This is a genomic window from Candidatus Parcubacteria bacterium, from assembly GCA_023131895.1.
Classification (GTDB): Bacteria; Patescibacteriota; Minisyncoccia; order Minisyncoccales; family JAGMDC01; genus JAGLYZ01.
The window spans coordinates 55,372-70,901 of the sequence record JAGLYZ010000001.1; the positions used below are offsets into that span (position 1 = coordinate 55,372).

The following is a 15,530-nucleotide window of genomic DNA, read 5'->3' on the forward strand; positions in this document are numbered from 1 at the left end:
ATGAATATTAGGTTTAAAAAAAATTTAATTCTTGGAGGAGGAGGATTTATCGGATCTCATTTAAGTGAAGCATTAATAAAAAACAAGAATGATGTAGTAGTGATAGATCATTTTTCTGCCAGCTCAAAAAACATACTACCTTCTCAAGTAAAAATATATAATCTTGATATTTCTTCCCCCTTAGTTAAAAAGATTTTTCGGGAAGAAAAACCTGATTTCGTTTTCAATTTAGCAGGTCCAATCCATTTAAGAAGAGGAATTAGCGATCCCTTGTTTGAAAATGGCTTTGATGTAATAAAAGGATTTAAAAAGATTTTAGATTACTCTCATACTTTTCAGATTAAAAAATTAATTTTCGCATCATCAGGTGGAGCAATTTACGAAAGTGCAAAAATTTTACCTACTTCAGAAGATTATCCAGCTCATCCATCATCACTTTACGGTCGGGCAAATCTAATTCTTGAAAGGCTTCTAGAAGAATATTATAAGTCCCATAAATTAAATTTTATAATTTTAAGATTAAGTAATGTATATGGACCTAGACAATGGGAAAGTGGAGCAATCCCTTCTTTTATAAATAGAATTAAAAAAGACAAATCGCCCATAATTTATAGCCATGGCCAAACGACTCGCGATTTCATTTTTATAGAAGATGTAATAAGAGCGTTTCTAATATCTGCTAAAAGTAAGGAAATAGGAATTTTTAATGTTGGTAGTTCTCAAGAGATTACCCTAAATGAGGTTATTCAAAAAATTTCAAAAATTTTGGGGAAAAATATAGAGCCAAAATATTATCCTAAAAAAAATGAAATTACTCGAAGTTTCCTTAATTATGCGAAGATAAAAAAACAGTTAAAATGGAAACCTTGCATAGATTTTGACGAAGGTCTCAAAAAAACTATTGATTGGTATTTATATTAAAAGCATAAAATAAATTAAAAAATAAAAACATGAATAAGCAAATCAAAAAATACTTTAATAATAAGAATATATTAATCACCGGAGGATTGGGAAGTATAGGATCAGCAATAGTAAAGGAGTTACTATTACTTAATCCGAAAAACATTAAAGTAATTGACAATCGAGAAACAGGGCTATTTTACGGAATTTATTATAACAAAAATAAAAAAATAGAATATTGTTTTATAGACATAAGAGATAGAGAATCTTTAGAAAAAGCTATGAAAAATGTCGATATTGTATTCCATGCGGCAGCTATGAAGCATGTTTTAGTTTGCGAAAGAAATCCCTTTGAGGCAGTAAAAACAAATGTAATAGGAACTCAAAATGTCATTGAAGCATGTGTAAATAACGGCATAAAAAAGATGATATTGATAAGCACAGATAAAGCAGTAAATCCAACAAACGTTATGGGGGCAAGTAAATTATTAGCAGAAAGAATTGTAGCTGCCATATATAATCTAAGAAATGGAATTGATACCGAATTTGGGATGGTGAGGTTTGGTAATGTTTTGTATTCTAGAGGTTCTGTATTAGAAATTTGGGAGAATCAATTAAAAGAAGGAAGAAAAATTACAATAACAGATCCTGAAATGACAAGATTCTTTATGGGTATATCACAGACTATAAGGTTAATACTTTCCGCTACTTATTACGCTAAAAATAGTGAGATTTTTATCTTTAAAATGCCTTCTTGCAAAATAAGCATATTAGCTGAGGCTTATTTAGAGTTGAAGGGATACCCTTCAGATTATTATACCGTAACAGGGATTAAAGAGGGAGAAAAAAAGCACGAAGAATTATTATTTAAGGAAGATGGTAAATTGTTAATGGAAAAAAATGAAATCCTTTTAAAATTACCATTACAATTAAAAAAAATTAATATGAAATATTATCATCAAATAAACTTTAAAAAATCTAAAAAAAATACTTTTATCTCAAATGATCCAAACTCTTTACTTAAAAAAGACCAAATTAAACAAGTACTCAAAGATTTTCTCAATAAAGATTTTATATAGAAAAAGCTAGAAATATGTCAAAGATAAAATTAGCTTTAATTGGATCATATCCTCCACCCTATGGGGGGATTGCTATTCACATCCAAAGATTAAAAAGACAACTAGAAGAGAAAGAATATGAGTGTATAGTTTATGATCTGAAAGGACAAAATGAGTTGATAAAGGAAAATATCATATGTATCAAAAATGTAAAGAGATGGCTACTAAGATATTTCTTTTTCGCGAGAGAGAACATAATTCACTATCATAATTCGGATTGGAAGATGCGAGTAGTAATAGGATTAATGGGACTATTAGGGAAAAAAACAATTATTTCAATTCAGGGAGCGAGTTTGGAGGATTCTTTAAAGTTGGCAAGCTGGTTTAAAAAGAAAATTATTATATTAGCGCTCAAACACACATCCTTTGTTATTGCCGCTAATAAAGAGACAGAGAATCTACTTTTATCGTCAAATATTCATTCTCAAAAGATAACAGTAATTCCAGCTTTTATTCCCCCAGTGATTAAAAAAGAAGATTATCAAGAAATTCCTAACCAGATGTGGAATTTCATAAAAGTTCACTATCCGATAATCTCTGCAAATGCTTTTAAGATAAACTTTTATCATAACCAAGATCTGTATGGGATTGATATGTGTATAGATTTATGCTCCCACTTAAAAAATACTTATCCTCAAATTGGTTTTATTTTTTGTCTTCCAAATATTGGAGATTATAATTATTTTCATAAAATGAAGCATAGAATTATAGAGATGGGGATAGAGAATAATTTTTTATTTCAAACCAAACCTTATCAAATGTACCCGATTATTATAAAGAGTGATTTGTTTGTAAGACCAACAAATAGCGACGGAGATGCAGTTTCACTTCGTGAAGCATTATATTTTAAGATACCCTCTATAGCTAGTAATATTGTTCTTCGACCCGAAGGCACTATTTTATTTAAAAATCGAGATATGAATGATTTCACTTTAAAAGTGAAAGATGCGTTAGATAATTACGAAAAATATAAAGAAAGATTGAAGACAGTGAAAATTGAGGATAATTCTGAAAAAATACTGAAAATTTATAGAAAAGTGATTAATCCTAAAAATAATGAATATTGATAAGGTTAAAAATATAAAATGTAGATTATGTGATTCAGAAAAAACACAGTTTTTGTTTTCAAAGCAAACATTTTTAAACTATGATGATAAGATATGGAATATTTATGAATGTCTTGATTGTGGACTTAAATTTATTCAATATGATCAATATCCTAATTTTGATTACGAAAAATTTTACAATTTTAGATATAAAAATAGAGCCATTAATGATGATTATATTTATAAAGGAAGTAAATACTGGAAAAGTGAGGTTCAAATATTAAAGCATTTATTACCAAAAAAGAACATTCGAATTTTAGATGTTGGATGTAATACAGGAAATTTTTTATATTATGCTCCTAAATCTTGGGAGAAGTGTGGGGTAGAATTATCTGATCTCGCAGCTATTGGTCGAAAACACGGTCTTAATATTCTACAGCAAAACATAGAAGATATAGAGATAAAAGAAAATTTTTTTGATATTATTACAATGTATGCTTTAATCGAACACTTGATAGATATTCATAAAGTGTTTAATAAAATTCAATCTGTTCTCAAACCTGAAAGCGTATTAGCCGTTATGACTTCTGATTCTAATAGTTTAAAAGCAAAGATAAAAAGAGAGGGTTGGCATATGTATTCTCCTCCCGAGCATCAATTTTTCTTTACTGCTAATTCGTTGGATAAATTTTTAGCCAAATATGGTTTTCAATTAATTTATAGATATTATACCGGAGGCGGTATGGTTGATTATTTTAAGAATAAATATCTTACAAGAGTAATGAGCATAATTCAAAACAAAATTTTAGACAAAAGTTTTGTTAAAAAATTTCCTATATTTGATCATATGTATAGCTATTATAAATTAGAAAAGACATTATGAAAAAGAACATTCAATAATATTATGATACGAGCACTTGTGAAAGATACGATTAAATATATTCCTTCGCAGATCATTCCCGCCGCAGTAGGGCTTATTAGTATCCCAATTATTACTCGTCTTTTTTCGCCAGCAGATTACGGAAATTATATTTTAGTTTTAAGTATCATTACAGTGCTAACGGTTATTGTTGGCTGGTTGGGTTCGGGAATCGTTAGATTTTATCCTGCCTATGAACGCGATAAAAAATTAAACACATTTTATAGTACAATACTAAAATGGCTTTTTGTTTCTATTTTTATTATAAGTGTTTTCTTTTTGGCAATAATTTTAATCGGTAGAAATTATATTTCTCAGAACTTTTATAATCTAATGCTGATTGGTTTGGGAGTTTTTATTTTTTTAAGCATTTTTCAAACCCTGCTTGCTTTTCTTCGGATAAAACGCCTAGTAGGTTGGTATAGCAATTTTGTAGTTTGGAAAAGCATTACTGCTATTGGCTTTGGATTAATTCTGGTAATAATTTTTAAACTTGGAGTTGAGGGCTTACTTTTAGGAGTAATTTTAAGTATAGTTTTAGTTATTCCTTGGCTTTGGAAAAAAGTAGTAGATAAAATTCACTTAAAAGAAAAAATCTCAAAACCTCTTACCTTAAAAATGGTAAAGTTTAGTCTTCCTTTAATTATTGGAAACTTATCTTATTGGATATTAACTTTATCTGATAGGTATATACTCGAATTTTTTCGAGGGGCCCAGGAAGTAGGAATCTATTCAGCAAGTTATGCAATCGGAGAAAACAGTATCTTACTTCTCGTTTCTTTTTTTCTATTAGCTTCGAGTCCGATAGGGGTAACTATTTGGGAAAAAAAGGGAAAAAAGGAAAGCCAAGAATTTGTAAGCAAACTCACAAGATACTTTTTAATAGTTTGCTTACCAGCAACAATAGGATTAAGTGTTCTGTCAAAGCCTATAATTGATATCTTTACCGGACAAGAATATTTTGAGGGTTATCGAATTTTTCCCTTTATTGCCTTAAGTATTTTTTTTCTAGGACTTTCTCAAAAATTTGGTCACGGATTAGGTTTCTACAGAAAAACAAAATATATTATGTGGTCTTTGATAATCGCTGGTTTAATTAATTTAGAACTTAATTTTATCTTTATACCAAAATACGGCTATATAGCAGCAGCAATTACTACTCTTATTGGATATGCGGTAATGCTAATATTAGAAATCTATTTTTCAAGAAAGTTTTTCATTTGGAAGTTTCCCTTGAAAACGTTAATAAAATGCATCTTTGCCTCAATAATTATGGGAGGAGGAATATATTTTTTAGTAAATAATTTACATTTCTCTGCTTTGGTAAGTTTAATTTTAGGAATTTTAGTTGGTGTAGTAATTTATTCTATTTTAATTTTTTTGTTAAAGGAGATTTTACCTGAAGAAAAAGCACTATTAAGACAAATTATCCAAAAGTATGTTTTTAAAAGAAATAATTAGAGATGCAGATGAAATTTGCAATCACTATTTTGATTTACTTGGATCTGGAAAGATTAATTTAGGGTCAAAAATTAACTGGCATCAGGACTTTAAATCTAAAAAAATTTGGCCTTATTGGTTACCGTCTTGGCTGATAAGGTATGAATTTGGCAAAGGATTTGATATTAAAGTACCGTGGGAACTATCTCGTTTTTATCATCTTCCGATTTTAGCTAAAGCTTATAATTTAACAGGCAATAAGAAGTATATCCAAGAAATTCAAGAAGAAATTTTAGATTGGATAAAAAAGAATCCCTATGGTTTTGGAGTCAACTGGAAATGTACAATGGAGGTTGCTATTAGAGCGTGTAATTGGTGTTTGATATGGCAATATATCAAGGATTTAGATGAATTGGATAGAAAATTTATTAAAATATTCCTTAATTCTCTTTATCAACACGGCAAATTTATTTATTCTCATTTAGAATCTGGTCATAGTAATCATTATTTATCTAATTTGGTTGGTCTTGTTTATTTGGGTATTTTTTTTCCTGATTTCAAGGAATCAAAAAAATGGCTAAAAAAAGGGATTAAGGGATTAGAGGAAGAAATAAGAACACAAGTAAATGAAGACGGCTGTAATTGGGAAAACTCTATTTCTTATCACCGGTTAGTCACTGAATTATTTGGTTATTCGGCCCTTTTTTGTAAATTAAATAATATAGAGCTTTCGGATTATTTTTGGAATAAACTAAGAAAAATGTTTGATTTCGCGGCTTATTATATAAAACCAAACGGTCGAATACCCCAACTTGGCGATAACGACAACGGACGACTTCACATTTTTAATGATTATTATAATTGGACTGTTAATGACCATCGCTACCTGCTTGATTTGGCTCGCGAAATTTGGAAAGATTATAAATCCCCGGAAGTTAAAAGTAAAAGTTTTTTTCATAGTGGTTACTATATTATTCGACATAATGATAATTATATGTTTATTACTGCTAATAAAGTTGGAACCGGTGAGCTTGGCAATCATAAACACAATGACATTTTGAGTTTTGAACTGCAAATAAATGGTCGGGACTTTATTGTTGATCCAGGAACTTATGTTTATACTTCATATCCAGAATGGCGGAATAAATTCCGTTCTACTGTTTTTCACAATACAGTAGTTGTAGATAATGAAGAACAGAATAGATTTGTTAAAAATAATTTATTTTCTCTTAGAAGTGACGCAAAAATTAAGATTAACAAATGGGAGATTCACAAAGATTTTGATATCTTAGATGCTGAACATAATGGGTATGCAAGATTAAGAGACCCAGTAATACATCGAAGGCAAATAATTTTTAATAAAAAAGATAATTACTGGATAATCAAAGATATTTTAACGGGAAGGGGCAGACATTCTTTTGATTTATATTTTCATTTTTCCCAAATAGCATTAGAGAGAGATTCTGAAAATTCATTGTTTATTAGAACTAAAAATGTTTCTGGATTAAATTTAGCAGTTTTTCCCCTGAAAACTAAAGATCTAAATTTATCTATTAGAAAAAGTTGGATTTCTCCAAGCTATGGAATAAAAATCCCAGCACCAGTAGTTAAATATTCTAAAATTACAGAAACCCCTACAGAATTTGTGACCCTTTTTCTTCCTTTTAAAAATTTTATGCCAGATATAGACAGCATCAAAAAAACGGTAAAAGATTTTTTAGAAAATAACGAGAAACTAAAAATATGAAGAAAGAAAATAAATAAAATAATTTTTTATGACACTATTATCTTCATTATCAAAAAAAAATATTTCGTTAGCTTTTTTTGTTTTTATTGTTGCTATAATAATAAGTATAGTATCAGTTTATTTTATAGAATATATTCAATGGTTGTTTGCCGCGTTAATTTTTATTGCATTAGTTCTTTTTGCTTTTCGTTTTCCTTTTTACTCTTTTTTGCTTTTTATAATTACTCTTCCTTTTGAGGCTGCTTTTGTAATTGAAGCAGATTTTACTATCCGAATAAGTTATATTTTATTAATAATAACTATATTGGGTTTATTCTTTTCAGGAAGAAAACTGCATTTTAAATCAAACTTGAATATCCCCATCTTCATTTTTTTAGCTGTTTCCACTCTTTCTTTACTGATGACTGTTTTTTCTTCTCCACCCTTAGTAGAGCTTGGAAAGGAAGCAGGTTATAGGGGAACTCAATTGAGATCTATTATACAGTTACTTTTTTTATTTTTCTTTGTTTCGGCTTATTTTCTAACTCTTCATTTTTGTTCTGACAAGAAAAGATTAAAAAAGGTCTTAAAGGCCTATATTGGAATAGCTTTAGTCGTTTCAATATATGGAGTCTATCAGTTTTTTGCTGTTAAGTTTGGTTTGCCCTTTGTAGATATAACTAGTGCTATTTCAACTGGTGGACATAGCTATGGAGTGAGTTATTATACTGACCCTTCTCTTTTTAGGGCTCATGCTACTTTTCAAGAGCCCCTTAATTTCGGCCATTATTTGCTTTCAGTTATTCCTTTTTTGCTGACAATGTATATTTTTAAAAATAAAAGCAAGACTACTCAAAAAGTTTTTTTAAACGTTAAATGGTTTCCTATTTTAATTTTTATTATGCTGTTTGCTTTGTTTCTTACAAAATCTAGAGGAGCTTGGATAGGTTTTTTGGCTAGTATGTTTTTTTTATTGATAATGATAAAAACAAAATATAAGTTGAAATTGGTTGCTATCTTTTTTTTAATTGCGTTGATTATCGGTCTTTTTTTCTTTTTTTATTCTCCAGGAGTTTATCAAACTATCTCTGAAGAATTTACTCACAGATTTTCAGCAGGGCCAAGATTGACTTATTATTCTTTTATATTTGATCTTTGGAAAGAGTATCCTATTTTAGGGGTGGGTATTGGCAATTATGGATGGTATGGAGCTTCTTATTTTTCTTCTTCTGCCTTAGTAAGCGCTCATGGAGTATTTCAAAATACTTTAGTTGAGACTGGTATTTTAGGTTTTTTGTCTCTTATTTTTTTAGTATCTGTCTATTATCGAATAATAATGCGCACTTTAGGAAAAGTTAAGGACAGTTTTTGGTATCCATATTGTCTTGGATTTTTAGCCAGTTTTATCGCCATGACAGTTCAATATTTTACATTTGGAGACCATTTTAATTTATACTTTTGGGTTTTTTTAGGAATGTCTATGGCTGCCATTAAAATAATTAAAAAAAAGAAAATTTTAGCAAAATGATTAAAAATCAAAATATTATTTGTATTTCAACACAGGATTGGAATGATCTTTGGACAAGAAAGCAAAGATTTATGCAGAGATTTTCCAGACAGGGAAATAGAGTTTTATATATTGAAGCTCAAACAAGTATTTTAAGTTTTAATATTATTAAATCAAACTGGAAAAGAATTTTCCAATGGTTAAAGGGTCCGAGAAAAATTGAAGAAAATTTACATGTAGCTACTTTACCATTGGTTTTACCATTTTTCCAAACTTATTTTTTTATAAACAAGATAAATAATTGGTTTCTTTTGAAACTATTAAAGTACTGGGCGAAAAAGCTTAACCTTCAACACCTTATTTTCTGGACATATACACCATATTCTGATTATTTTGTTGGAAAATTCAAAGAAAAGTTAGCTATTTATGATTGTGTAGATGAATTTTCAGCAAGTAAGGGTTTAGTTAAACAAAAAACAATAACACTATTAGAAGAAAAATTAATTAGAAAAGTAGGACTTATCATTGTCACTCATGAAAAAATATTTCAAGCTAAAAAAGAATTTAATAAAAATATTTATCTTATTCCTAATGGCGTTGAAGTAGAACACTTTAAAAAAGCATTTTTACCCAAAACGTCTATTGCTGAAGAAATAAAAAAAATTCCTAAACCAATTATTGGTTTCATAGGCACTATTCAGTATTGGATTGACTTAGATTTAATAAAATTTATAGCTGTAACAAAACCAAACTGGTCTATTGTTTTAATTGGACCGATTGCCCGGCTTGCTGAGATAGAAAAGATTAAAAATTTAAAAAACGTTTATCTTCTTGGTCGAAAAAAATATCAGTTATTGCCTTTCTATATTAAGGCATTTGATGTTTGTATAAATCCATATAAAAGAGACAAAGTGGCTGAACATTGCAGTCCGCTTAAACTTTATGAATATTTGGCTGCGGGAAAACCTATTGTTTCTGTAAATATGCCCGAAGCAAGAAAGTTTGAAGAATTTATTGAGATTGGATTAGATTACAAAGATTTTTTGAGAAAAATCCAAAAAATTCTTGACCATTTTCCAGAAGATTCAACTAAAATAGAAGCCAGATTAAAAGAAGCTGAAAAGCATTCTTGGAATTTACGTTTTTTTAAATTGGAGAAAATATTGGAACTTTATTTAAAATAAGAACCTGCTCACTATGTTCACAGAACCTTGTTTCGCTACTTCATCCCTGGGGCATTTTGTAGCGAAATAAACAAATATTATGAAAATTGCTATTATTAATATAACTGGCGGTGGGATGAGCGGAGGATATAAAAAATATCTACAAAATATTATTCCTCGAATGGCCAAGAACCCTAAAATAGAAAGTATACTTTGTGCTTTTCCAAAATCCATAAATATTCAAGATTGGCTTGGTTCGTTTCTAAACGTTAAATTTGTGAATTGCTTGCCATTTCAGTTTTTTTTTAATAAACATGATTCAGTATTAATTGATAACTTAGAAGAATTTTCTCCTGATGTCATATTTATTCCCTTAGAGCGCTTTTTAAAATTTAAAAATGTGCCAATTGTGAATATGATTCAAAATATGGAGCCCTTTGTTAATATTGGCGATAATCCCTTGATTGAACAGTTTCGAATATGGGTTCGTAAAACAGAAGGTAAGAAATCATTTAAAAAATCAAAAAGAATTATAGTTCCTTCTAAATACGCCCGCGATTTTCTTATTAAATATTGCGGGATAGAAAGTGACAAAATCAGTTTAGTTTATCACGGAAAAGATTTACCTGAAAAAGATGTTCGCAGGCCGGAAATTATTCCAAAAGAATTGAGTAATAAATTTTTATTTACAGCTGGTTCAATTAGACCGACAAGAGGATTAGAGGATTTATTTTATGCTTTTAAAAAACTTTCTGATGATTATTCGGATACTTCTTTTTTAGTGATTGCTGGAGAAATCAGTCCCGGAATGGAAGGCTACAGGCAAAGATTAAAAAATTGGCTGAGAAAGCATAAGTTATCTTCAAAAGTTATTTGGGCGGGGGATTTAAATGATAAGGAAATGGCTTGGTGTTATAAAAATTGTCAAATGTTTGTAATGACTAGTCAAGTTGAATCATTTGGAATGGTTGCCACAGAGGCAATGTCTTACGGCTGTCTTTGTATTTCCAGTGATAGTTCTTGTTTGCCAGAGATTTTTAATGAAACTGCTCTTTTTTATCCAGGTAAAAATCCAAAAATTTTAACTGAAAAAATCTTGGAAACTTTAAATTGGTCGGAAGTAAAAAAACAGGAAATGCGTCAAAAAGCATTAAGAAGAGCTTCTTACTTTAACTGGGATAAATGTGTTCAACAAACTATATCTGAATTAGAGAAAGCTATTTATTGATAAATTAAAAAAAATAATGTAAAATACTAAATTATGAGATATAATCCAAATCAAAAAAAGAGAATACTTATTACGGGCGGTTCCGGTTTTATCGGGACCAATTACATTGAATTTTTATTAAAAGATAAAAATTATGATTTTATTAATCTAGATGTTGATTTGCCGCGAAATCTTACCCAAAAAGATTTTTGGAGAAAATGTGATTTATTGGATTTGGATAATCTAAAAAAAATAATCAAAGATTTTTCGCCTAATTATGTTGTCCATTTGGCAGCAAAAACTGGTGTAGATGAAAAAAAATTGAGTGATTTCAAAGCAAATACAGAAGGAGTGGAGAATTTATTAGATATCTTTAAAGAAATTCCTTGTCTTGAAAGAGTAATATTTACTTCTTCTTTGCTTGTTTGTGAAATGGGATATGTACCAAAACATGATACAGATTACAATCCTTCTACGCCTTATGGTTTGAGCAAGGTAAAAATGGAGGAGATTGTTAGAAAACAGAAAAACCTGCCTTATACTTGGACAATTATCAGACCTATATCTATTTGGGGTCCATGGTTCGATGAACCATATAAGAACTTTTTTAAAGCTGTTGTGCAGGGATGGTATTTTCATATTGGTTCTGGCCATTACAAAAGGTCGCTTGGCTATGTAGAAAATATTATTTATCAGATTCATAGATTGCTGTTAGCTCCTTTAAAAAAAGTAGATAAAAAAACTTTCTATTTAGCAGATAATAAGCCAGCAGATTTATATGATTTTGCTAATGAAATCGAAAAAGTTTCTGGCGCAAAAAAGATTAGGCATATACCTTTATGGTTTGCCAAGTCATGTGCAAAGATTGGTGATGTTTTAAAATATTTAGGATGGAAAAGCGTTCCGTTAACAAGCTTCCGCCTTAATAATATTCTTACAGAATATGTGTTTGACATGCATCCTATTATGGAAATTTCCGGGTTTCTGCCGTATAATTTTAAGACGGGCGTAAGACGAACTATTCAATGGATGCATCAAGTTGGCGAAATTTAACAATAATTATTTAATTTTTTTAAAAAGAACTAAAATGAAACAAGTTGTTCAAAATTACAAAACAAGAGAATTAGAAGTGCAGGAAGTTCCAGCCCCAATTATTAGACCGGGAGGAGTTTTAGTAAGAAATATTAATTCTTTAATTAGTATTGGTACGGAAAAGTTAATGATTAATTTGGCGAAAAAGAATCTTTTCGCTAAAGTTAAATCCCGTCCTGATTTAGTTAAAAAAGTTATTAATAAAGTAAAACAAGAGGGTTTATTTGAGGCTTATCGACAAGCAATGGCTAGACTTGAAGAACCTTTACCTTTGGGTTACAGTTCAGCAGGTAAGCTGATCGAAGTTGGGCAAGGGGCTGATGAATTTCAAGTAGGAGATAGGGTGGCTTGCGCTGGTCACAAGTTTGCCTCTCATGCTGAAATTATTTATGTTCCCAGAAACCTCTGTGTTAAAATTCCAGAAAATGTCAGTTTTGAAGAAGCTTGTTTTGTGGATTTGGGAGCCATTGCTCTTCATGGAGTGAGAACAGGAGAACCAACCCTTGGCGAGAAAGCAGTAGTTATCGGATTAGGACTCTTAGGACAAATTGCTGTTCAAATTTTAAAAGCTTCGGGTCTTAGAGTTTTTGGAGTGGATATCAATGAGGATAAAACTAAGTTAGCCAAAGAATTAGGCGCTGATGAGGTAGCAGTAATTAATAAGGATGATATTCAGAACAGGGTAAAAAGTTTTTCTCAAGGGGTTGGAGCAGATATTGTTTATATTTTTGCTAGTACCTATAGTAATCAACCGATTGAATTAGCTGGAGAAATTGCCAGGGAAAGAGGCAAAGTGGTGATTACAGGGGAAATAACAATTAATATTCCCAGGAAAGTTTATTACGAAAAAGAGTTGAAAGTAGTTGTTTCTCGTTCTTCCGGACCTGGTATTTATGACTCTTTGTACGAGAAAAAAGGCATAGATTATCCCATTGCCTATGTTCGTTGGACATTGAGACGTAATCTTGAAGAATTTTTAAAATTAATTGGAGAAAAAAAAGTAAGACTAGAACCACTTATAACACACAGGTTTAAAATTGACGATGCTTTAAAGGCCTATGAGATGATTTTAGGGGAAACAAAAGAAAATTATATAGGAGTTTTATTAAAATATGAAGAGAACAAGAAAGAGATTCAGAAAATAAATTTGAATGAAACAAAAATTATTAAGAAAAGCAAAAAAGAAGAGATAAATGTAGGGTTAATTGGGGCTGGTCTTCATTCTAAAGGGGTAATCCTTCCTACAATAAAACAAATTCCCAAAATTAATCTTTTAGGAATAGCTGATGCCGAAGGTGTGAATGCTCGTTTTATAGGTGAAAAATTTGATTTTAAATATTGTACAACAAATTATAAACAAATTCTTAATGATACGGATATTGATGCAGTAGTAATTGCCACCCCTCATAATCTTCATGCTAAAATGTTGAAAGATGCCTTAGGAGCAGGGAAAGATATTTTTATTGAAAAACCTTTAGCTATGAATGAAGTGCAGCTTAAAGAAATAATCAAAATTTATAATCAAACTTCTGCCCGCGTAATGGTTGGTCTTAATAGACGTTTTTCTCCTTTTAGTGTTTTAGTAAAAGAATTGTTTAGTTGGTATAAAGGTCCTTTTGCTGTAAATTGCCGTGTTAATATCGGTTATATTCCTCCAGATCATTGGACTCACGATCTATCTGTCGGAGGTGGAAGTATTATTGGAGAGGGTTGCCATTTTATAGATTTAATTCAATTTTTAACAGGATCTTTACCAATGGAAGTTTATGCTAAAACTATTTCTGGTAAAATCAACGAACATATTTCTAATGATAATGTTTTAATAAATCTTAAGATGAGCTCAGGTTCAATAGCTTCAATAGTTTACACAGCGCTTGGAACCAGAGCTTATCCTCGCGAGAGAATTGAAATTTTTGGAGGAGGAGCAGTGGCGGTAATTGATAATTTTAAATCTATGCTTTATGTACAGAACGGCAGAAAGAAAAAGAAAAGTACTTTTGACATAGATAAAGGTTACAAAGATGAATTTCGGCTGTTCTTTGAGGCAATTCAAAAAGGCGAAGAGACACCAGTTAAGTTCAAGGAATATCTTTTTACCACTCTTACTACTTTTAAAATAATAGAATCGATTCAAAAAAATACCCCTCAAATTATTGATATCAATGTATTAAATTCATGAAGATTCTTATTTTGGTTAATTCTTTCCCTCCTGAAATTAGATCTGCTTCTCATCTTTTTTATGAACTTGCTGAAAGTTTAGTTGAAAATGGCCATAAAGTTACAGTAATTACTGGACTGCCAAAGTATAATATTCCTAACTTAGATAAAAAATATAAAAGAAAAATATTGTTCCGAGAGAAGATGAAAGGAATAGAGGTGGTAAGATTGGCTACTTTGCCTTTTCCTCGCGGTATTCCAGCCGCAAGAACTTTTGAACAGTTTCTTTTATCTTCCCTCTTTTTTATTAGAGGACTTTTTTTAGAAAAGATGGATATAATTTTGGTTTATTCTCCACCATTGCCCTTAGGACTTTCTGCTTCTTTAATTAAGTTTTTTAGAAAAACACCTTTTATTTTTAATGTTCAGGATATTTATCCTCAAACCGCTATTGATTTAGGATTGCTTAAGAGTGGCTTCTTAATAAAAATAGCCAGGGCGATGGAAAAATTTATTTATAAAAAAGCTTCTTTTATTACAGTTCATTCCAAAGGAAATCTTGATTATTTAGTTTCTGATGGCCTAAATCCTAATAAAATATCAGTAGTGCCTAACTGGGTAGATACTGGTTTAATAAAACCAGAAAATAGGATAAACGATTTTCGCCAGAGGTATAATTTAGGAAATAGCTTTGTGGTTTCCTATGCCGGAGTTATGGGTTTTGCCCAGGACTTAGAAACAGTGGTTGAGAGCGCTAAACTTCTTGATAGCTACAAAGATATAATATTTCTTTTAGTTGGTGAGGGCGTGGCAAAAGAAAAACTTCAGAATAAAGCAAAAGAGCTTCAATTAAAAAATGTTAAGTTTTTACAAATGCAGCCGCGTAGAATTTATCCACAGGTTTTAGCTGCTTCTGATATTTGTCTGGCAACCCTAAAAAAAGAAGTGAAAACACCAGTTGTGCCTGGAAAAATTATGAGCATTATGGCTGCCGGAAGGCCTATTATCGCAAGCTTGCCCTTAGAAGGAGATGCTTCAAAGATAATTAAGCAAGCGCAGGCAGGAATAGTTGTGGAGCCTGAAAATCCAAAAGCTATGTCACAGGCAATTTTAGAGCTTTATAAAAACAAAGAAAAAAGAGAAGAATTCAGTAGGAATGCGAGAAAATATGCAGAAAAGAATTTTTCCCGGGAAATCTGCGTTGGCAAATATGAAAATTTATTCTTGAAAATAATTAAAAAATAAGATATTATTA

The 15,530-nt window shown here is 30.3% G+C and carries 12 protein-coding genes; all 12 read left to right on the forward strand.

The features are described 5' to 3' along the window. The 12 genes from KAT95_00210 (at position 1) to KAT95_00265 (ending at position 15,520) form a co-directional block, all read left to right on the forward strand. Positions 1-921, forward strand: coding sequence for an NAD-dependent epimerase/dehydratase family protein (locus KAT95_00210; GenBank protein MCK4520284.1), 921 nt, complete (start codon positions 1-3; stop codon positions 919-921). 29 nt (positions 922-950) lie between these two features. Next, positions 951-1,979: a polysaccharide biosynthesis protein gene (locus KAT95_00215; protein MCK4520285.1), complete on the forward strand. Its 1,029-nt coding sequence runs from the start codon at positions 951-953 to the stop codon at positions 1,977-1,979. Positions 1,980-1,993: 14 nt separating this feature from the next. Beyond that, positions 1,994-3,085, forward strand: coding sequence for a glycosyltransferase (locus KAT95_00220; GenBank protein MCK4520286.1), 1,092 nt, complete (start codon positions 1,994-1,996; stop codon positions 3,083-3,085). Further along, positions 3,075-3,947, forward strand: coding sequence for a class I SAM-dependent methyltransferase (locus KAT95_00225; protein ID MCK4520287.1), 873 nt, complete (start codon positions 3,075-3,077; stop codon positions 3,945-3,947). Before KAT95_00220 ends, KAT95_00225 begins: the two co-directional genes overlap by 11 nt. 21 nt (positions 3,948-3,968) lie before the next feature. Next, positions 3,969-5,444 carry a polysaccharide biosynthesis C-terminal domain-containing protein gene (locus KAT95_00230; protein MCK4520288.1) on the forward strand — a complete coding sequence of 492 codons (1,476 nt, stop codon included), beginning with the start codon at positions 3,969-3,971 and terminating at the stop codon, positions 5,442-5,444. Beyond that, complete coding sequence (locus KAT95_00235) at positions 5,422-7,170, forward strand: alginate lyase family protein (GenBank protein MCK4520289.1); 1,749 nt, start codon at positions 5,422-5,424, stop codon at positions 7,168-7,170. Before KAT95_00230 ends, KAT95_00235 begins: the two co-directional genes overlap by 23 nt. A 28-nt stretch (positions 7,171-7,198) precedes the next feature. Next, on the forward strand, positions 7,199-8,677 hold the full coding sequence (locus KAT95_00240) for an O-antigen ligase family protein (GenBank protein MCK4520290.1): 1,479 nt from the start codon (positions 7,199-7,201) through the stop codon (positions 8,675-8,677). Further along, complete coding sequence (locus KAT95_00245) at positions 8,674-9,840, forward strand: glycosyltransferase (GenBank protein ID MCK4520291.1); 1,167 nt, start codon at positions 8,674-8,676, stop codon at positions 9,838-9,840. The genes KAT95_00240 and KAT95_00245 overlap by 4 nt, the downstream gene beginning before the upstream one ends. Before the next feature lie 79 nt (positions 9,841-9,919). Then, on the forward strand, positions 9,920-11,047 hold the full coding sequence (locus KAT95_00250; protein ID MCK4520292.1) for a glycosyltransferase family 4 protein: 1,128 nt from the start codon (positions 9,920-9,922) through the stop codon (positions 11,045-11,047). A 33-nt stretch (positions 11,048-11,080) separates the two neighbouring features. Further along, positions 11,081-12,079: an NAD(P)-dependent oxidoreductase gene (locus KAT95_00255; protein ID MCK4520293.1), complete on the forward strand. Its 999-nt coding sequence runs from the start codon at positions 11,081-11,083 to the stop codon at positions 12,077-12,079. Positions 12,080-12,113: 34 nt separating this feature from the next. Then, positions 12,114-14,297: a bi-domain-containing oxidoreductase gene (locus KAT95_00260; protein MCK4520294.1), complete on the forward strand. Its 2,184-nt coding sequence runs from the start codon at positions 12,114-12,116 to the stop codon at positions 14,295-14,297. Continuing rightward, a complete protein-coding gene (locus KAT95_00265) occupies positions 14,294-15,520 on the forward strand; it encodes a glycosyltransferase family 4 protein (GenBank protein MCK4520295.1) in 1,227 nt (408 codons plus the stop codon). The genes KAT95_00260 and KAT95_00265 overlap by 4 nt, the downstream gene beginning before the upstream one ends. Positions 15,521-15,530: the final 10 nt, after the last annotated feature.

Excerpts from the sequence above, each read along its gene's own strand:
- KAT95_00210 (MCK4520284.1), top strand. The coding sequence starts at position 1 with ATGAATATTAGGTTTAAAAAAAATTTAATTCTTGGAGGAGGAGGATTT.
- KAT95_00215 (MCK4520285.1), top strand. The coding sequence starts at position 951 with ATGAATAAGCAAATCAAAAAATACTTTAATAATAAGAATATATTAATC.
- KAT95_00220 (MCK4520286.1), top strand. The coding sequence starts at position 1,994 with ATGTCAAAGATAAAATTAGCTTTAATTGGATCATATCCTCCACCCTAT.
- KAT95_00225 (MCK4520287.1), top strand. The coding sequence starts at position 3,075 with ATGAATATTGATAAGGTTAAAAATATAAAATGTAGATTATGTGATTCA.
- KAT95_00230 (MCK4520288.1), top strand. The coding sequence starts at position 3,969 with ATGATACGAGCACTTGTGAAAGATACGATTAAATATATTCCTTCGCAG.
- KAT95_00235 (MCK4520289.1), top strand. The coding sequence starts at position 5,422 with ATGTTTTTAAAAGAAATAATTAGAGATGCAGATGAAATTTGCAATCAC.
- KAT95_00240 (MCK4520290.1), top strand. The coding sequence starts at position 7,199 with ATGACACTATTATCTTCATTATCAAAAAAAAATATTTCGTTAGCTTTT.
- KAT95_00245 (MCK4520291.1), top strand. The coding sequence starts at position 8,674 with ATGATTAAAAATCAAAATATTATTTGTATTTCAACACAGGATTGGAAT.
- KAT95_00250 (MCK4520292.1), top strand. The coding sequence starts at position 9,920 with ATGAAAATTGCTATTATTAATATAACTGGCGGTGGGATGAGCGGAGGA.
- KAT95_00255 (MCK4520293.1), top strand. The coding sequence starts at position 11,081 with ATGAGATATAATCCAAATCAAAAAAAGAGAATACTTATTACGGGCGGT.
- KAT95_00260 (MCK4520294.1), top strand. The coding sequence starts at position 12,114 with ATGAAACAAGTTGTTCAAAATTACAAAACAAGAGAATTAGAAGTGCAG.
- KAT95_00265 (MCK4520295.1), top strand. The coding sequence starts at position 14,294 with ATGAAGATTCTTATTTTGGTTAATTCTTTCCCTCCTGAAATTAGATCT.